Below are 18,646 nucleotides of genomic sequence, written 5' to 3'. Positions count from 1 at the left end.
ACTCAGTGGAACGGTCCCTGCCCGGGATCGTCACTCATGGGGAGACGCGCCGGGGGGATTGATGGACATCTGTGCGAGATCGCGCCCGCCGTTCCTGGCCGGGGCGAAGCGGGTGGCGGTGGGGGCGCTCGCCGCTGCCGTGCTCGTCACGCTGACCGCCGCCACGGGAGTTTCGCAGGCCGCCGCGCGGTCCGACCCCCGGCCGGCACCGTCCGATGGGTTGAGTGTGGCGCTGTTCGGGGCTTCGGAGGTCTCGCCGCCGGGCGCCTCTCTCGCGGTGCTGTCGGGGGCGCCGGAAGCGGCACTGCTGGAACCGGCGCTGCTCGACCCGGTGCTCTCCGCGCCCGGCGACACCGCCCCTGTGGCCCGGCCGCGGCCTCGGGTCGACTGCCGCCACGTCAAGTGCGTGGCGCTCACGTTCGACGACGGTCCCGGCCGCTACACCGACACCCTGCTGCGCCATCTCGCGAAGTATCACGCCCACGCCACGTTCTTCGTCGTGGGCAGCAACGTCGTGGTGTACCCTCGCGTCCTGCGCCGGACCGTCGCGGCCGGGCACGAGATCGGCAACCACACCTGGTCGCACCCCGTCCTGACCAGGCTGTCCGCCGCCGGAGTGCGCTCCCAGCTCGTCCGCACCGACCGGGCGGTCAAGGCGGCCGCCGGCGTCGTGCCCCAGCTGGTCCGCCCGCCGTACGGGGCTTTCAACAAAGCCGTAAGCAGGCAGATCGCCCGGCCCTTGGTGCTGTGGAACGTGGACACCCTGGACTGGCGCTACCGCAACAGCGCCACGGTGGCCCGCAGGGCGCTCAGGCCGGTACGCCCGGGCAGCATCATCCTCTTCCACGACATCCACCGCACGACGGTGGGGGCCATCCCGCACGTACTGAAGAGCCTGGCCAAGCGCGGCTACCGGTTCGTCACCGTCAGCGAGCTGTTCGGCGGCCACGTGCCGCACGTCGCCTTCGGCGCCGCCCCGCCAAAGCTCCTGTGATCTGAACCCTTCTCGCGTCCTGGGCGTATCTCCTGGTGTCAGCGGTGATCGCCGAGCAGAAAGGATGCGACACCGGCAGCAGGGACACCGCGCGGGCCGGCCGGGCTGCCGGCCTGCGCGGGCTGTAAGGGCTGGTCACCTGCTCGGGGCGAGGCTCCAGGTGCGGGCCGTCTGGTCGCGGCTGCCGCTGACGGCGATCGGCCGGCCGTCCAGCAGTCCGGTCGCCACCGACCACACGCAGTCCGTGTGCCCCGTGAACGGTGTGCCGAGCGGCTTTCTCGTATTCAGGTCCCACACCCGCACCGTTCTGTCCTCGCTGCCCGTGACCGCCACCGGGACGCCGCCCAGGTTGCTGATCGCGACCGACCAGACCCAGCCGGTGTGCCCGGCGAGCGGGGTGCCGAAGGGCTTCCTGGTGGTCAGGTCCCAGACCCGTACGGTCATGTCCTCGCCGCCGGTGATCGCCACGGGCGCGCCGCCGAGGGTGCCCATCGCGACGGAGCGCACCCATCCGGTGTGCTCGGTCATCGGCGCGCCGAGCGGCTTCCTCGTGGCCAGGTCCCACACCCGTACGGTCTGGTCGTCGCCGGTCGTGACGGCTACGGGCACGCCGCCGACCTGGCCGACGGCCACCGCCCACACCGCGCCCTCGTGACCCGTCAACGGGGCGCCGTACTGCGTGCCCGTCCGCAGGTCCCACACGCGGGCGGTGCCGTCGGCGGAGGCGGTGACGGCCACGTGCCTGCCGCCGATCCGGCCGGTCGCCACGGACTTGACGTCGCCGGTGTGCCCGGCCAGGATGCGGGACCGGCCGGTGGCGAGGTCCCAGACGCGGGCTGTGTCGTCGTCGCTCGCCGTGATGGCGATGGGCACGCCGTCGAGCTGATCGAGGGTGACCGATCTGACCCATTTCGTGTGGCCGGTGAGCGGTTGGCCGAGCTGCTGTGAGGTGCGGAGGTTCCAGAGGCGGGCGGTCTCGTCGTCCGAGCCGGTCAGGGTGACGGGGATGCCGTTGAGCGTGCCCAGCGCCACCGACCGTACGTCGTTGGTGTGCCCGGCCAGGGGTTTGCCGATCTCCGCGCCGAAGGGGAGGCCGGGCTCTGTCGTACGTACCGGGTCCGGGTTACGTACCCGGTCCGGGTCTCGCGGCCACATCGTCACGGCCACGGCCGCCGCCGCGGCGGCCACCCCGACGGCCAGCACCGCCCGGCGCGGCACCCGCCGTGCGGGCGTGAGACCCGGCGGCCGGGAGGGCGTGAGGTCGGACGGCGTTCCCCCCGGCGGTGTGGTTCCGGGCAGCACCCGCCGGGCAGGCGTGAGATCCGACGGCGCTCCCTCTGGCAGCGTGGCGCCGGGCGGCGCCGGCAGGGGCGGCGTGAGATCCCTGGTCGGCGCGGGCCGGGCCAGTGTGAGACCCCCCGGCGGCGTCGGCCGGGGCGGTGTGAGATCGGGCGTGGTCAGGGTGGCGCCGCCGGTCAAGGCACGGACCAGGTCGTCCGCCGTGAGCCTTCGCGCGGGGTTCTTGTCCAGGCAGACGGTCACCAGCGACCGCAGCGGCTCGGGCACTCCTGACAGGTCGGGCGGGTCGTACAGGAGCGCGTGCAGCACCGCCGCCACCGACTCCCCGGCGAACGCCCGGCGCCCCGTGGCCGCGAACACCATCGTGGCGGCCCAGCTGAACACGTCCGCCGACGGCCCGGCCTGCTCGCCGCTCAGCTGCTCGGGCGCCATGTAGCCGGGCGTGCCGAAGGCCCCGGACTGTGTGACCGCGTGGTCGAGCGCCCGCGAGATCCCGAAGTCGATCACCACGGGCCCCTCGGGGCCGAGTATGACGTTGCCGGGCTTCAGATCGCGATGGACGACCCCGGCGCGGTGGATCGCGGCCAGCGCCGTGGCCGTCGCCACCGCGAGCCGCTCCAACCCGCCGCCCGTTCGCGGGCCGTCGTGCCGGACGGCGCGTTCGAGGGACTCGCCGCGCACATATTCGCTCACGATGTACGGCCGGTCGTCCTGCATCCCCATGTCCAGGACCCTTGCGGTGCAGAAAGGGGCGACCCGGCGGGCGAGGTCCACCTGCCTGAAGAACCTCCGGCGCGCCTCGGGATCCTCAGACAGCCGCGCGTGCAGCACCTTGATGGCGACCTGGTCACCGGACGGGCTCAAGCCCACGTAGACGACACCTTGCCCGCCCTCGCCGAGGAACCCGGTGAGCCGGTAGGCGGCGATCCGCCCGAGGTCTTTTCCCGGTCGTGGACGCGACAATGTCCACCTCTTCACGTCGGCAGGAGTCCCCACACCGGATACTACGATTCGGCAGGCCCTGACGGATTATCCCGGAGGAGGTAGTCCTGGCACCACCTCTCAGACGGGCCGCAGCGCGATGGAGATCCGCCCGCGTGGACGCGAGCGTGGAAGGCATGAATCTCGCAGTGGTCAGCGCCCTGCTGGGCGCGCTCATCGTCGTCCCTCACTCCTCCGGCCTCGAGTGGCAAGCCTGTCAGGGGGCCGAAATGGAGTGCGCGTCCGTCGAGGTGCCGGTCGACTGGGCCGAGCCGGACGGCCGGACGATCAGCGTGCGGGTCGCCCGGCTGCCCGCGACCGGGCGCAGGACCGGCACGGTGTTCAGCATCCCGGGCGGGCCGGGCGGGTCCGGGATCGACGATCTCACGTACTACGGCAAGAGCTTCGCGGGGCTGCGGGAGCGGTTCGACGTGGTCAGCCTCGAGCCGCGGAACGCCACCTCGTTCGGGATCCTGCCGCAGGAGTGCTTCGCCACCGGGCCGTGGCTCACCCGGCCCGATAGCCGGCGGGAGTACGCCGAACTGGGGGCGACCGTCCGCCGGAGCGCGGAGGCATGCAGGAGACGCGACCCCGGGTTCTTCGACCACCTCGACTCGGCGTCCGTCGCGCGGGACATCGACGCGATCCGCGCCGCCCTCGGGGAGGAGCGGCTGAGCTTCGTCGCCACCTCGTACGGAGGCGTGCCCGCCGTCGCGTACGCCCGGCTGTTCCCCGGCAGGGTCAGGGCCATGTACCTGGACGGGGCGGTCAACCACCTCCGGGATCCCATGACGGAGGCGTCGGTGCGGTACCGGACGTACGAGGCGCAGTTCGGGCGGTTCGTGAAATGGTGCGAGGCCGCGGGTGTGTGCGAGCCGGGCGTGGGGGATCGGTGGCGGAAGGTCGTGGCGGCGGCCGACCGGGAGCCGATCCCCGTCAAGGGGCGAGCGGTCGCGTACAGCGGTTTCGACCTGCAGGTCGCCGCGATGCCGAACCTCGTCGGGCCGGGACCGGCGCCCGAGTACCCGCGGTGGCGGCAGCTCGCCCAGGCCATCCGGCAGGCCGAGGGCGGGGACGCCGCAGGGTTCGCCGCGTACGTCGAGGCGGGGGTCGGGAGCCTCAAGCCGCCGTCGTTCGTGGGCATGAACGCCACCCAGTGCGCCGACGGGCTGCGCTTCGGCGGCTACCGGGAGTACCGCGCGGTGCGGGCGCTGGGCGAGCGGGTCTCCCCTGACCTTGCCGGGATGGGGCTGTGGCACCGCCTCGGCTGCGTGGGCTGGCCGACGCCGGCGACGAATCCGCGCGCGCCCCTTCCCGAGGGCCTTCCGCCGTTCCTGGGTGCGGGCTCGTGGACCGACCACGACGACACCGCCGACATCGTGCGACGGGTGCCGGGGTCGGCGACGGTCCGGTACGACGGGCACGGCCACGGGCTCTACCTCACGGGCAACGCCTGCGTCATCGCGCATGCCAACGCGTACCTGAAGGACCTGCGCCTGCCCCCGGCCGGCACCGTCTGCCACCCCTGACCCCGGCCTGTGCCCATCGCGGTCTGCCACCCCGGGCCCCCGGCCCGCGCCCATCACCGTCCGCCACCCCGGGCCCGATGTGATCCACCGCCTCTGCCTCCGCCTCCCCGACGGCCACGGCCGGTGAGGGCGGCCCCCGTGTCCGCCACCCCCAACGGTCATGGCCGGGGAGGGGGCCGCCGGCAACGCAAAGCCGCAAGCCGGTCTGGCGCCGGTCGACCAAGCCAGGCCGGTCGACCAAGCCAGGCCAGGCCGAGGCCGGTCAGGCGAGCAGGCCCGCGACCGCCAGGGCGGGCTCCGGGTGGTCGCCCAGGAGGGCGTTCACCGCTCCGTGGTCCGCCCCGCCTGCCGCCGGAGCCTGCCACGAGCCCTCGCACCCGAGCAGCCCCGCCACCGCGTCGCACGCCGCCGGATGCCCCATGAGCAGTTCGGCCACCGGCCCCGAGGCCACAGGAGCGGCGGTCTCGGCCGCGACAGGGCGGGCCGACCAGGGCGGCACCCAGGTGTCCACGGCGCCCAGCGTGCCGGGGAACGTGCGCCCCGCCTCGCGTACGAGCACCGGCACCAGCTCCCCCGCCTGGTCCCGCAGCGCCGTGATCAGCTTCGGCAGCCACGGCAGCAGCACCCGGTCGGGCAGGCGCCCGAACGCCTTCGAGATCACCTCCACCACGAAGCCCGACAGAGCGGGGACGGGCTCCATGGCCTGGACGAACCCGATGATGTAGAGCGGGAACGACGGCACGACCAGCGGGTTGGCCAGCAGTTCGTCGCACCGCGCCCGCAGCTCGGCCTGCGACAGCAGCCCGAGGTGCGAGCGCGCGGCCCACAGCAGCGCCACCTTGGCCGGCGACTCCGGATGGGACTGCTGAACGGCCAGCTCCAGCTGGGCCCGGTCGCAGCCCAGCGAGATCGCGAGGCTCTCCATCGAGAACAGGAACCCCAGCATGGCCGCGACCTGCCGCACCCCGGTGTCGTCAGCCACGAAGGCGGTCGGCAGCAGGGTGCAGTAATGCGCGTATCCGGAGGTCGCGAACTCCTCGCACCAGGCCGGCAGCTCCGGCTCATGGGCGCGGTAGTGCGCCATCAGCCGCCGGATCCTGCGCAGCACCTCGGGGGCGTCGTCCACGCTCCGCTCGGAAGCGAGCAGCTCCACCGCCCGCGCGCCCAGCTCGTCGGCGAAGCGCCGGCTGCCGAGGAAGATGACCGCGTCCTCGACCGCCGCCAGCGCGACGGCCGCGGTGGCCTTCGGGTCCCATACGGAACGGCGCAGCCGCTGCTCCAGCACCTGCTCGATGGTGACGCCCTCGTAGCCCAGCTCGATGATCGAGCGCTGGTGCTTGCCGAACGCAACGTCCCAGCTCTCCTGGATCGAGCGCTCCCCCAGCCCGCGCTCGCCCATGATGGGGCGCACGGCGTCGGACGGCAGCAGGTAGCGCAGCATCCACAGCAGGTCGGAGCAGGGCACCAGATCGGGGTTGGCGTTGAGGTCGAGCAGCGCCCGCTGGATCGTGCGCTTCTCCAGATCGAGCCCGAGCGGCGCGAGCCGGTCGTACACGTCGCGGGCCAGCGGCGGCAGCGCGTCGTAGCCGACCTCGCCCACGCGGTCGCCGCCGAGCAGGATCTCGCACAGCCGCCGCACGTCGCGGCGGCCCGGCACGACGTCCTTCTCGATGCACGTGACGGCCGCGTCCTGGAAGTCGTACGGGGTGGGCCTGGCCCGGTTGCGCATGCCGGCGAGCAGGATCGAGGTCTCGAAGACGGCGATGGCGTCGGCGGTGCTGGCCAGGTAGCCGTTGCGGCGGGCCAGCCGGACGATGTCGACGCTCCAGCCGAGCAGTTCGGCCTCGTCCAGCTCGTCGAGCGCCGGCGGCTTCGACAGGAACCCGGTCAGCCGGTCGGCCACCTCGCCCGGCGGGACGGGCGCGGGCAGCTTGGCGGCGCGTTTGCGCGCGCCCTTCTGCCCGGCCAGCTGGAACGGGGTCAGCTTGCTGCGGGTCAGCGACTTGGCCCAGGACGCCGCCGCGATCGACACCGAGCCCGAGGCCAGCCCGAACTGGGCCTCGATGGCCGAGTGGCTGGACGGGATGAGCCCATACAGCCACTTCGTCCCGGTGCGTGGGCTGATCTCGAAGGTCGCCGTGGACTTCAGCCCGAACTGCTCGACGCGGCTGGCGGCGTGGAAGGCGCCGCACACGTAGAGGCAGTCGGCGGGATCGGCGCCCGAGGCGGCCAGGTGCTCGCGCATCCTGGTCCACATGTAGCGTTCGCGGTCCTCGTCCACGGTCGTCCTGTCGCCGCCCCGGTCGAGGCGGCGGAACAGGCTGCCGATCAGCACCATGACCTGCCGGTACGTCTCGTAGTCCGCTCCTGCGAGCGGCTGCTCGACGTACTGGTCCCACCACTCGGACCAGTGGCGCACCTTGCCGTGGTGCAGCAGGTGCTCCTCCAGCTCGGCGAAGCGGGGGCGCAGGTCGCCGATCTCCAGGCCCACCGCGTCGCCGTGCAGGCCACCCTCTTCCGTGTGCTCCTTCTTCTCGGGCTCCTCCTTGGGCGCCCATTGGAAGACGTGGTCGGTCGACCTGTCGACCAGCACCAGCTCGACGTCCGGGGTCTCCAGCGCGTACGAGATGGCCTGGTATTCGGCGGACGCCTCCGTGATGGGCGCCACCACGCTGAGCGGCGCCCACGACGCGGGGAAGCCGTCGATATCGGTCGCGAACGCCTGCACCGCCACCGGCAGCCGGCAGTTGCGCAGCTCGGTCAGCAGCGGCTGCAGGTCCTCGCAGAGCTCCAGGTAGATGACCTTCGGCTGCTTCTCCCGCAGTCTGCGGACCATGGCCAGCGCCGAGGCCGGCGAGTGGTGGCAGACCGGGAAGATCTCCAGCTCCTCGCGCAGCGCCCGGTCCACGTCGTCCACCAGCCCCGTCAGGACATCGGACACGACGTCGCCGCCGAACTCCCGCGCCGCCTGCGTCAGCTGCTCCCTCAGCGGTTCGAACGCGCTCATGACAGGGTGGCGATGGCCTCGCGGCCGCCCTCGAGGAACTCCGGCCACTCCCCGCCGTCCTTCTTGCTGCGGGGCTCGACCACGCCGTGCCAGTACTTGTTCAGGATCGCGAGATCCTCGGGGCTGCGCCTGGCCAGCGAGCCGACCAGGGAGCCGGCGAGCGTCTGCGCGCGCAGTGTGCGGTCGCCGAAGAACTGGCTGTGCAGGATGGCGTCCTCCAGCACGCCGATCTGCTCCGCCGTGGACAGCGCCGACTCCAGCTTCTCGTCGTCGCTGGTGGCCGAGGCGGCGGCCGAGCGCAGGTCGGCGAAGCTCTGCAGCAGGATGTCCAGCAGTGTGGGCGGGACGTCCAGCTCGATCTGGTGCCTGCGCAGCAGCTCTTCGGTGCGGAAGCGGACGATCTCGGCCTCGCTCTTCTTGTTCGTCACGACGGGGATGCGGACGAAGTTGAAGCGGCGCTTGAGCGCGGACGACAGGTCGTTGACGCCCCGGTCGCGGCTGTTGGCGGTGGCGATGATGGAGAAGCCCGGCTGGGCGAAGACGATGTTGTCGTCGTCGAGCTCGGGGATGGAGACGTACTTCTCGGACAGGATCGAGATGAGCGCGTCCTGCACGTCGCTGGTCGAGCGGGTCAGCTCCTCGAAGCGGCCGATCACACCCTGCTCCATCGCCGTCATGATCGGCGAGGGGATCATCGACTCGCGGGACTGGCCCTTGGCGATGACCATGGAGACGTTCCACGAGTATTTGATGTGGTCCTCGGTCGTGCCCGCCGTGCCCTGGACCACGAGCGTGGAGTTGCGGCAGATGGCCGCGGCCAGCAGCTCGGCCAGCCAGCTCTTGCCGGTGCCCGGGTCGCCGATCAGCAGCAGGCCCCGGTCGGAGGCCAGGGTCACGATGCTGCGCTCGACGAAGCTGCGGTCACCGAACCACTTCTGCGGGATCTCCCGGTCGAGCCCGTCGGAGCGCTCGGAGCCGAGGACGAACAGCCGGATCATGCGGGGGCTGAGCCGCCACGAGAACGGCTTGGGGCCGTCGTCGATCGACTCCAGATAGTCGAGCTCCTCGGCGTACTTCACCTCTGCGGGGGCGCGCAGCATATCGTCACTCATAAGAGGTCTCCTAAGCGAGGAAGTTCTTGAGCTCGAAGACGAGCTTGCGGATGTGGCCTGAGATCACCGGGGTGCCCAGATCCTTGAATTTCTTGCGGAACCACGGGTCCACGCTCTCCTGGCCCGAGCTGTTGACCGAGCCGACGGGGATGAACTTCACCCCCGAGCGGTAGACCGCCTCGATGCCGTCGTAGAGCGGCTGCGAACGGTCGAACTCGTAGAAGTCGGAGATCCACACCATCACGGTGTTACGCGGATCGGCGATCTTGGGGCGGGCCATGGCCATCGCGACCGGGCCGTCGTTGCCGCCGCCGAGCTTGGTACGCAGCAGCACCTCGAACGGGTCGTGCACCCACGGGGTCAGGTCGATCGCCCGGGTGTCGTACGCGATGAGGTGCACGTCCACCTTCGGCAGCCCGGCGAAGATCGACGCCAGGATGGTGCAGTTGACCATCGAGTCCACCATCGAGCCCGACTGGTCGACGACCACGATCAGGCGGGCCGGGGTGGTGCGGCGGGCGGTCTGCCTGTAGTAGAGCCGGTCGACGTAGAGTCGCTGGTCCTCCGGGCTCCAGTTGGTGAGGTTCTTCCAGATGGTGCGCTCGATGTCGAGGTTGCGGAAGACTCGCTTCGGCGGCACCGACCGGTCGATGACGCCCGCGCTGGTCTGTTCGACCTGGGTACGCAGCACCTCGGCGACCTCGTCCACATATCTGCGGATCAGCGACTTGGCGTTGGCCAGGGCGACGCCCGACAGGTTGGACTTGTCTCTGAGCAGCTGCTCGATGAGCGACATGCTGGGCGTGAGCTGCCTGGCCAGTGCCGGGTCGGCGAGCACCTCGCGCAGGTGCATGCGCTTGACCAGGTCGCCCTCGAGCCCGGCGAGCAACTTGGCCAGCTCTTCGTTGCCGGGGCTGTGGCGCAGCCCGCCTGGCTCACAGCCCATGCCTCGCTCGAACCAGCCCGCGTCCTGCTTCCACGCCTCCAACTGGCCCGCGGTGACGTTGCCCGAGCCTGTGGCGAACACGTTGAGCAGCAGCTTGGAGACCAGTGCCGCCCGGCGGACCTCGTCTCCTTCCTCGTGGTCCTGCTCCGTCATCAGACCCTCGAACTCGGCGGCCAGGCCGGGGAAGCGCTGCACGAGGTTGTCGACCGAGATGCCGGGGTCGAGCAGGGCCGGCGGGAGGCCGAGGTCGTCGACGATGGCCACGCTCGCCCGCTCCAGGGTGGGCTGCTCGTCGGTGCCGAACAGGCGGGACAGCAGGCGCCAGTAGAGCACCTGGCGCCGGGTCTCGTCCGAGGCGGTCTGGGATTCGGTCATTTCCGCAGCAACCGCCCCGCTCGCTCGCGTAGCACGGCGACCACGTCGCCGGCCTTGGCCTCGGCCTTGACGACCTTGGGGTCGGTGGGGCCCATGGCCCAGTCGCCGGAGTGCGCGGCGACGGGCTTCTTCTTGACCGTGGCCTGCACGGCGAGCGGCTGCAGGAGCCATTGCCCACCGTCCCAGCGCATCAGGCCGATGCACGCGGAGGAGGCCGACACCAGCTCGGGCGTGAGCGGCCCGCAGGCCGGCAGCCGGTCGAGGGCCACCGGGAGCGTGTTGCCGCCCAGGTCGAGCGTGTCGTCCTGCATCGTGTAGCCCTCGAGGAACACCGGCTCCGCGATGCGTACGGGATGGCGGTCGAGCGGCGGGGTCGGCGGCGCCTCGGCCGCGGGGAGCTGGATGCGCGCGGTCGCGAACGGGTCGGCCGCCTCGCCGGACTTCGCCCTGTCGTCCTGCCACAGCAGGTCGCCGCCCGGGAGCAGCGGCATGCCGGTGATCTCCAGGCTGAGGTGCCCGGCCAGCGCGCCCATGAGCACGGAGTGGTCGCTCATCAGCCGCCACACCGAGGGACCGGAGATCGTGTCCACCTTGGCGGCCGCCACGCTCGTGCGTACGAGCCTGGAAGGGGCGCCGCCCGCGGGCTCGAGTATGCCGTGGACCTGCACCCGCACCACGGTGGCGTGCTCATGCACGTCGGCACCGAGGATCAGCAGCCGCCCCGAGACCGGCTCGGCGGCGCCGTTCCACGTGCCCTTCTGGGACAGCAGCAGGGCGCGCGTCCACAGGTCGGCCCAGCGGCGCGCGGGCAGCAGGTCCATCGTGGCGACCGGGCTCGACGCCCGCAGCTCCGCCGCCAGGCCGTCGAGCAGCACCGCCAGCCCGCGCAGCTCGGGCGCGGCCAGCAACGCCTCGATCGCCGGGTCGGAGGAGGAGACGAGGTCGTGGTCGACGCCACGCCAGCCGGTGATGGCCAGCTCGCGCAGCCAGCCCCGGCATCCGGCGAGCACGTTGTCCGGCCGCATCTCGCCTTCCGCGGGCTCCCAGGCCGCGCGGGTGCGGCCCAGCGCCGCGTCGAGCCGGGCGAGCAGGGCGTCGTGCACCGCTCCGAACAGCGCCGCCCGCCCGCCGGCCAGCACCGCGAGGTGCTCGTCGCCGATCGATCCCGCGGCCACTTTCTCCGCTGCCTCGCCGATCCGGTCACCGAGCGGGCTGGCGGCCAGCGCGCCCGCAAGGGCGGCCAGCGCTCCGGACGCCTGCTCGCCGAGCCGGGCGAACCCGTGGGTGAGCGCGTCGTCGAACCCCGCCACCAGGTCGAGCGCCTCGCCGACCCCTGTGGGTGCGTCGCCGAGCAGCTCACCGAGCTGTACGTCCAGCATCACCGCACCGCCTTCCCTGCATGGAGCTCGTCCGCCTTTACCGCCGGAAGCCTGGGCATCAGCGCATCGCCCCCATGGCCGGGAACCAGTGCAGCTCGGCCAGCGGCTCCGTGCTGCCGGGCACCTCGAGGTAGCCCAGGTGGCGCAGGAACCGGCTGAACACCACGGCCGCGGGGGTGCGCTCGACCGGCCCGTTGACGCAGGACATCAGGAAGCGGCCCTCCGGCACCTCCACCCCCAGGTAGCGGGCCACCCGGTCGAGGCCGTACTGCAGGACCGCCTCGTCGGCCAGCTGATGAATGTGCTTGCAGGCGTAGCCGTGCAGCGCGCCGCACGGCCGGTTGTTGTTGGTGCTGCAGCTCAGCGCGTGGGTGCCGGCGGTGATCGACGAGACGTAGACCCGCTCGATGTCGGACCCGCTCGACACGACCCCCTGCAACCGCCCGTCGGCCAGCTCGACGAAGGGCACCTTCGCCAGTTTGCGCGGCTCGACAGGCGGCACCACTCGCACCACGCTGCGCTGCTCCCACGCGGCTCTGTCCGCGTCCACGACCTCAGAACCTCCCGCCCCGGCCGGCTCGCGAGCGCAGGCGGAAGTGCCCGCGTCTGCGCGACCGGCTGATCAATTGATCCGGGAACTTACCCGACCCCACCGACAGAACGGGCTCAAATGATCAAAGCCCGTGGTGCGGGCTCACGGCTCGAGGCGCGGGTCGCCGTTGAGTGCTTCGAGCACCGGCTCCCTCGCACTGCTGGATTGTCGATAATATTGTCAACCAGGCTTGGTCTGACGAATTGGGGAGGATCCCGTGGCGCCTGGTTCCCCGCTGGAGGAGACGCTGACCGACCGGCTCAGGGCGGCCGTGCTCGGCGGGGACTTCGTGCCCAACCAGCGGCTGGTCGAGGCGGACGTGTGCGAGCAGTTCGGGGCCACCCGGACGGCCGTGCGCGAGACGTTCAAAGAACTGGCCGGGGAGGGCCTGGTCGAGATCCTACGGAACAAGGGGGCCCGTGTCCGCGCGGTCTCCAAGGCCGAGGCCATCGAGATCACGGAGGTGCGGATGGTGCTGGAGGGCCTGTCCGCCGCCAAGGCCGCCGAACGGGTCACCCCCGAACAGGCCGCGCAGTTGCGGGAGATCGTCGCCGACATGCGCACCGCCGTGGAGTCGAACGATCTCGACCGATATTCCGAGCTGAACGCGTCCCTGCACGCCAAGGTCCGCGAGATCGCCGACCACCGCACGTCGGCGTCGATCATCGAACGTCTCGGGGCGCAGGTGGTGCGGCACAAGTTCCGCCTGGCCCGGCAGCCGGGGCGGGCGGCGGTGTCGTTGCCTCAGCACGAGCTGATCGTGGCGGCCATCGTCGCCCACGACCCCGAGGCGGCGCAGACGGCCATGCAGCAGCATCTACGCAGCGTCGCCAAGGCCCTGGAGGCGACCGACTGACTGACCGCCATCACGCCCCACCGGCATCGGGAGGGTCGCCGACCTCCCGCCCCGCACCCCCACTGACGGCGCCGTCCCTATCGGCCGCACCCACACCGGCCACGCCGTCTCCACCGGCTGCACCCACACCCACCGCGCCCTGTCCATCTGCGGCACTCGTGGGACCTGGGCCGTCGCCCTCTTGACCCGTCCGACCACGCTGGACGCGCCGTTCTCCCGCCCGGCCGTGGTGCCGCCGACGCGGAACTCGTGCCCCGTGTTCACGCCCCTCGGCCCGAACTCGCGTCCTCAGCCGGAGCGCCGGCGTCCATGACGCGGGCGTCACCGGCATCGTCGCCGATGCCCGGGATGGGCTGGATGCCGGTGCGGCTCACCCGTTCCAAGGTGGCGGCCGTGGCGGCGGTCATGGCGTGAGGCACCCCGAGCGACTCCAGCATCCGGGTGGCGGCGTGCATCTCGTGCACCCGCCGCAGGCTGTGCTGCCCCGCGCCTTCCAGCAGTCGTTGCACGAACCGCTCGTCGGCCCCGGTCACCGTCTCCAGCAGGTGATCCCAGAACCACTCCCCCAGCCCGGCCGCCTCGGCAGCGCGCCGAGACTCCATGATCAGCGCGCTCAGCCCCTTCACCAGCACGCTCCGCAGCAGCTTGCGCGCGGCCGCGTCCCCGGGTGAGCCATCGATCGGCGTCACGTCCATGCCACAGGGGCCGGCGAAGGCGGCGAACCGTTCCGAGCCAGGCCCGCTGGCCAGGATCGGGGTCGCGAGCCCCCGCAACGGGATGGGCGCCATGATCGCACCGTCCACCGCCGTGGCACCCGCCGACTCCACGAGCTCGGCGATCCGCCGCTTGTCACCCGGTGCGCTGGTGGAAAGGTCGGCGTAGAGCGCACCGGGCTTGAGGTGCGGGCGGGCCTCCTCACACGCGGCCACGCTGTCGGCGCCGGTGGTCACAGCGATCACGATGTCGGCCCCGCGAACGGCGTCAGCGTTGCACGCCACCAAGAACGGTCCTCCGCCGGACGCCTGCCCCATCACCTGCGCCAGGCCGGGCAGGTGCACCGCGCCGGCCTCGGTCACCCGGTCCTCCGGCACGGACGCCGAAGCCACCCCGCGCACCTTGCCGCCCGGACCAGCCAGGCGCCCCGGCCCGCCTGCGTGGCTAGAGCCTTGCCCGTGCTCACGGCCGGATGCGTGCTCCGAGTAGGGTGCAGGACTCGCGTCGGGTACGGACCCCGAACCGGGAGCACTCTCCGAACCCGGCGCCTCCCCCGACCCGGACGCGCCACCCGACCCCCGCACAGCACCCGAGCCCGGCCCCTCCCCCGACCTGGACACGCCGCCCCATCCCGGCACAGGACCCGACCCGGACCGTCCACCACCGCGTCCTGACGCGGGACCCGGATCCGACGTGAGGGAAAGACCAGGGGCGCGTCCTGCGGCGGGCGCGGGAGAAGGCGTCGGCGAGCGTCCCGCGGCAAGCGAGACCGGCGGCGCCGGAGGGTAGGCGGGGTCATAGACGCGCAGGCGCACTCGCGGGGCGAGGCCGTGGGCGAGGATGCGGCCGACTTCGCCGTAGCCGAGCAGCGCCACCTCGGGTCCGTCCATTGGGCATCCTCTCCACTTCCAGCCGGCCGTATCGTTGACAATATTGTCGTGTAGCCCCCTCCGCCAACCCGAAACCGGAGCTGGGAGCGGATTGCCGATGAAACTGTTGACAATCAGTCCGCCCGGCTCGTAACGTCAGCGCGTGACCTCGGCAAAGACCCGCACCCTCCTGGTGATCAGCGCCCACGCGGGCGACTTCGTCTGGCGCGCCGGCGGCGCGATAGCGCTCGCGGCCGACCGCGGCGAGCGCGCCAAGGTGGTCTGCCTCAGCTTCGGCGAGCGTGGCGAGTCGGCGAAGGCGTGGCGGGCCGGCCGCACGCTCGACGAGATCAAGGCGATCCGCCGCGAGGAGGCGCAGAACGCCGCGGCGACGCTGGGCGCCGAGATCGAGTTCTTCGACGCGGGCGACTACCCCCTGGTGGAGAGCCCGGAGCTGGTCGACCGGCTGGTGCGCGTCTACCGGGAGCTGGAGCCCGACGTGGTGCTGACCCATCCGCCGGCCGACCCGTACAACGGCGACCACCCGGCGGCGGCCCGCATGGCGTTGCAGGCACGCGTGCTGGCGCAGGCCGCGGGCTACGACGCGCCCGGCGAGCCGCTCGGCGCGCCTCCCGTGTTCTTCTTCGAGCCACATCAGCCAGAGCAGTGCGACTTCAAGCCCGACGTGCTGCTCGACATCACTCCCGCCTTCGACAGAAAGCGCAAGGCCATGGAGTGCCTGCCGGCCCAGCAGCACATGTGGGACTACTACACCGACCTGGCCAAGCGTCGCGGGGTGCAGCTACGCCGCAACGCGGGCCCCAACCTGGGCCTGCCGCACTACACCATGGGCGAGGCCTACATGCGGCTGTATCCGCAGGTTACGGACGTGCTCGCGTGAGGCACGTAGTCGTCACCGGCACTCCGCGGGCGAGCCTCGAGCGGATCGACACCCTGGCCGCGTACGGCGTGGCGACCGTGCACGAGGCGCTCGGCCGCACCGGCTGCCTGGGGCCGGGGCTGCGTCCCGCGTGGCCCGGGTCCAGGACGGGCGGCAACGCGGTCACCGTGCTGTGCTGGCCGGGCGACAACCTGATGATCCACGTGGCGGTCGAGCAGTGCCAGGAGGGCGACATCCTGGTCGTCACCACGACCTCGCCGTCCACCGACGGGATGTTCGGGGAGCTGCTCGCCACGTCGCTGCGATCTCGCGGGGTGCGCGGGCTGGTGATCAACGCGGGCGTGCGCGACGTCGCCGAGCTGCGGGCCATGGGCTTTCCCGTGTGGAGCGCGGCCGTCAGCGCCCAGGGCACCGTGAAGGCGACCCCGGGTGCGGTCAACGTGCCCATCACGGTGGGCGGGCAGCTCGTACGGCCCGGCGACACGATCATCGCCGATGACGACGGGGTGCTGGTGGTCCCGCGCGCCGACCTGGAGCGGGGCATCGCCGCGGCCTCCGTCCGGGCCGCCAAGGAGGCCGCCGCACGCGAGGCGTTCGCCAAGGGCGAGCTGGGTCTCGACCGGTACGGCCTGCGCGAACGACTGCCCGCCCTCGGCATCTCGTACGTGACGGCCGACCAGTACGACGGATCGGGGGCGGCGGGACGGGAAGACGCGGGCGAGCAGGAGCACGGTGACCATGGCTCGAGGTGACGGCGACGGAACTCATGCGAACGGCCCCGACGTGACAGCGACGCGTAGAGGCGAAGGGCTCGACGCGACGGTGGCGGGCATGAGGCGGTTGGCTCGCCGCGGTGCTGGCGGGCATGACGCGGTTGGCTCGCCACGGTCCTGGCGGGCATGAGGCGAAGGGCTCGGCGCGGCGGTGGCGGCATGAGGCGGATGGCTCGGCGTGATGGTGGTGGCGGGCATGGGTGGGTTTGACGATGGCGTGCGGTGCATGCTGATGCGTGGCGGCACCTCCAAAGGCGCCTACTTCCTGGCCGACGACCTCCCCGGCGACCCCGGGGAGCGGGACGATCTGCTCCTGCGCATCCTGGGCAGCCCCGACCCGCGCCAGATCGACGGCATCGGCGGCGCGCACTCGCTCACCAGCAAGGTGGCCGTGGTGTCGGCCGGCCCCGAGCCGGGAGTCGACCTCGGCTACCTCTTCCTGCAGGTCGGCGTGGACGAGCCGATCGTGTCCGCAAGGCAGAACTGCGGCAACCTGCTCGCCGGAGTGGGCCCGTTCGCCGTCGAGCGCGGCCTCGTCCGCGCGGGACGCGGCGACACCGAGCTACGCATCCGCCTCCTGAACACCGGCGGCCTCGCCACCGCCCGCTTCCCCACCCCCGGCGGCCGGGTCGACTACCGCGGCGGCACCGCTATCTCCGGCGTCCCCGGCACCGCGGCGGCCGTGGTGCTCGGGTTCGAGAACACCGCGGGCTCCGGCACGGGCCGGCTGCTGCCCACCGGTCGCGAGGTCGATGTGATCGACGGGATCGAGGTGACCTGCGTCGACAACGGCATGCCGGTCGTCGTGGCGGCGGCGGAGGACTTCGGCATCACCGGCTACGAACCCCACGAGACGCTCGCGGCCGACGAGGAGCTGCGCGAGCGCGTGCAGTCGCTGCGCATTCAGGCCGGAAAGCTCATGGGGCTGGGCGACGTCGCCGAGGACGCCGTGCCCAAGACCACGTTGGTGGCCCCGCCCAGGGACGGCGGCGCGCTGTGCACCCGTACGTTCATCCCGGTCAGGCCGCACACCGCGATCGGGGTGCTGGGCGCGATCAGTGTGGTCACCGCCGCGCTGCTGGAGCACGGCGTGGCCGGGCGCTACGCCCGGCTGCCCGAGGGCCCTCGTGTGGACGTCGAGCACCCCACCGGGCACCTGCAGGTCGAGGTGGAGCTCGACCTGTCCACCAGCCCGCCGACCGCGCTGAGGGCGGCGAACGTACGGACCGCGCGCAAGCTCTTCGACGGCACGGTCTTCCCACGCCCCCGGGCGGTCCCTGCCCCCGCGCACTCGCCGCACCCTGGGCCTTACTCGAGCACACGAGTCGACGGAGGATCGCATTTGTGAACGCACTGCTGCACGACATCGCCCACATCGGCCACGTCGAACTGCTCACCCCCGAGCCGGAGCGGAGCCTGTGGTTCTTCACCGAGATCCTCGGGATGACGGCCAACGGCCAGGACGGCGACTCGGTCTACCTGCGCACGTATGACGACTACGAGCACCACAGCGTGACCCTGACGGCGCACCACGCGTCGGGCATCCGCGTGACCGCGCTGCGGGCGAGCAGCCAGGAGGCGCTCGAGCGCAGGGTGCTCGCGATCAAGGACGCCGGCCGCGGCATCGGCTGGCGCGACGGCGAGCCCGGCCGCGGCCCGACATACGCCTTCCACGACCCCGACGGCCACGAGCTGCGTATCTACTGGGAGTCGCAGTGGTACGAGGCGCCCGAGGAGCTGCGTCCCGCGCTGAAGAACCAGCCGCAGGCGTTCCCCGGCCGCGGGGTGGGCGTGCGCCGCCTCGACCACGTCAACTTCCTGGCCGCCGAGGCCGCGGCCAGCGGCGCCTTCGTGCGCGACGTGCTCGGCGCCCGCGTGACCGAGCAGATCATGCTGGACAGCGGCCGGATCTCCGCCCAGTGGCTGCACTTCGCGAACAAGTCCTACGACCTCGTCTACACCGACGACTGGTCAGGCGCCTCCGGCCGGCTGCACCACCTCGCGTTCGCCACGAACACCCGCGAGGACATCCTCAGGGCCGCCGACATCTGCCTGGAGAACGGCGTGTTCATCGAGACCGGCCCGCACAAGCACGCCATCCAGCAGACCTTCTTCCTGTACGTCTACGAGCCCGGCGGCAACCGCATCGAGCTGTGCAACCCGCTGACCCGGCTCATCCTGGCGCCGGACTGGCGGACGATCACGTGGACGGAGGCCGAGCGCGCCAAGGGCCAGGCGTGGGGGCTGAAGACCATCGCGTCCTTCCACACACACGGCACCCCGCCCCTCGCCGCCGAGTGACGACCAGCCGCACTCAAG

14 protein-coding genes are annotated in these 18,646 nt (G+C 72.0%); 7 read left to right on the top strand and 7 right to left on the bottom strand.

What is annotated here, in order from left to right; all coding sequences use genetic code 11:
- The first annotated feature begins 61 nt into the window (after positions 1-61).
- Positions 62-994: a polysaccharide deacetylase family protein gene (locus tag ACQPWU_RS15175; protein ID WP_433440367.1), complete on the top strand. Its 933-nt coding sequence runs from the start codon at positions 62-64 to the stop codon at positions 992-994.
- 135 nt (positions 995-1,129) lie between these two features.
- Here the strand turns inward: ACQPWU_RS15175 and ACQPWU_RS15170 are convergent, their stop codons facing one another.
- Positions 1,130-3,256 (bottom strand): serine/threonine-protein kinase, encoded by a 2,127-nt coding sequence (locus tag ACQPWU_RS15170; protein WP_433440365.1) that lies wholly within the window; start codon positions 3,254-3,256, stop codon positions 1,130-1,132.
- 155 nt (positions 3,257-3,411) lie between these two features.
- Here ACQPWU_RS15170 and ACQPWU_RS15165 point away from each other — a divergent pair, with 155 nt between their 5' ends.
- Positions 3,412-4,803: an alpha/beta hydrolase gene (locus ACQPWU_RS15165; RefSeq protein ID WP_433440363.1), complete on the top strand. Its 1,392-nt coding sequence runs from the start codon at positions 3,412-3,414 to the stop codon at positions 4,801-4,803.
- A 262-nt stretch (positions 4,804-5,065) separates the two neighbouring features.
- Here the strand turns inward: ACQPWU_RS15165 and ACQPWU_RS15160 are convergent, their stop codons facing one another.
- From ACQPWU_RS15160 to ACQPWU_RS15140, 5 genes are read right to left on the bottom strand one after another with little or no spacing between them, the layout of a single operon-like run.
- Positions 5,066-7,810 carry a DUF5682 family protein gene (locus tag ACQPWU_RS15160; RefSeq protein WP_433440361.1) on the bottom strand — a complete coding sequence of 915 codons (2,745 nt, stop codon included), beginning with the start codon at positions 7,808-7,810 and terminating at the stop codon, positions 5,066-5,068.
- Entirely contained in the window at positions 7,807-8,922 is a 1,116-nt protein-coding gene (locus ACQPWU_RS15155; protein ID WP_360699633.1) for an ATP-binding protein, read from the bottom strand. Before ACQPWU_RS15155 ends, ACQPWU_RS15160 begins: the two co-directional genes overlap by 4 nt.
- 10 nt (positions 8,923-8,932) lie before the next feature.
- On the bottom strand, positions 8,933-10,243 hold the full coding sequence (locus ACQPWU_RS15150; protein WP_433440359.1) for a VWA domain-containing protein: 1,311 nt from the start codon (positions 10,241-10,243) through the stop codon (positions 8,933-8,935).
- Positions 10,240-11,622 carry a hypothetical protein gene (locus tag ACQPWU_RS15145; protein ID WP_433440357.1) on the bottom strand — a complete coding sequence of 461 codons (1,383 nt, stop codon included), beginning with the start codon at positions 11,620-11,622 and terminating at the stop codon, positions 10,240-10,242. The genes ACQPWU_RS15150 and ACQPWU_RS15145 overlap by 4 nt, the downstream gene beginning before the upstream one ends.
- 58 nt (positions 11,623-11,680) lie before the next feature.
- Positions 11,681-12,172, bottom strand: coding sequence for a hypothetical protein (locus ACQPWU_RS15140; RefSeq protein ID WP_433440355.1), 492 nt, complete (start codon positions 12,170-12,172; stop codon positions 11,681-11,683).
- Positions 12,173-12,431: 259 nt separating this feature from the next.
- Here ACQPWU_RS15140 and ACQPWU_RS15135 point away from each other — a divergent pair, with 259 nt between their 5' ends.
- Positions 12,432-13,070, top strand: coding sequence for a GntR family transcriptional regulator (locus ACQPWU_RS15135; protein WP_433440353.1), 639 nt, complete (start codon positions 12,432-12,434; stop codon positions 13,068-13,070).
- A gap of 260 nt (positions 13,071-13,330) precedes the next feature.
- On the opposite strand, the gene ACQPWU_RS15130 is transcribed toward ACQPWU_RS15135, so the two are convergent.
- Positions 13,331-14,176, bottom strand: a complete 846-nt coding sequence (locus ACQPWU_RS15130) for a DUF1932 domain-containing protein (protein WP_433440351.1) — start codon at positions 14,174-14,176, stop codon at positions 13,331-13,333.
- Between the two features lie 640 nt (positions 14,177-14,816).
- Between ACQPWU_RS15130 and ACQPWU_RS15125 the strand changes: the two genes are divergently transcribed.
- The 4 genes from ACQPWU_RS15125 (at position 14,817) to ACQPWU_RS15110 (ending at position 18,628) form a co-directional block, all read left to right on the top strand.
- A complete protein-coding gene (locus ACQPWU_RS15125) occupies positions 14,817-15,554 on the top strand; it encodes a PIG-L deacetylase family protein (protein WP_433440349.1) in 738 nt (245 codons plus the stop codon).
- Positions 15,551-16,306 carry a 4-carboxy-4-hydroxy-2-oxoadipate aldolase/oxaloacetate decarboxylase gene (locus ACQPWU_RS15120; protein WP_433440347.1) on the top strand — a complete coding sequence of 252 codons (756 nt, stop codon included), beginning with the start codon at positions 15,551-15,553 and terminating at the stop codon, positions 16,304-16,306. The genes ACQPWU_RS15125 and ACQPWU_RS15120 overlap by 4 nt, the downstream gene beginning before the upstream one ends.
- A 217-nt stretch (positions 16,307-16,523) precedes the next feature.
- Positions 16,524-17,675: a 4-oxalomesaconate tautomerase gene (locus ACQPWU_RS15115; RefSeq protein WP_433440345.1), complete on the top strand. Its 1,152-nt coding sequence runs from the start codon at positions 16,524-16,526 to the stop codon at positions 17,673-17,675.
- Positions 17,672-18,628: a catechol 2,3-dioxygenase gene (locus ACQPWU_RS15110; RefSeq protein ID WP_433440343.1), complete on the top strand. Its 957-nt coding sequence runs from the start codon at positions 17,672-17,674 to the stop codon at positions 18,626-18,628. Before ACQPWU_RS15115 ends, ACQPWU_RS15110 begins: the two co-directional genes overlap by 4 nt.
- Positions 18,629-18,646: the final 18 nt, after the last annotated feature.

The organism is Nonomuraea sp. CA-141351 (assembly GCF_050944675.1).
Lineage (GTDB): Bacteria > Actinomycetota > Actinomycetes > Streptosporangiales > Streptosporangiaceae > Nonomuraea.
Note: the sequence above shows the minus strand (reverse complement) of the source record. Positions and strands in the feature narration are given on the sequence as shown.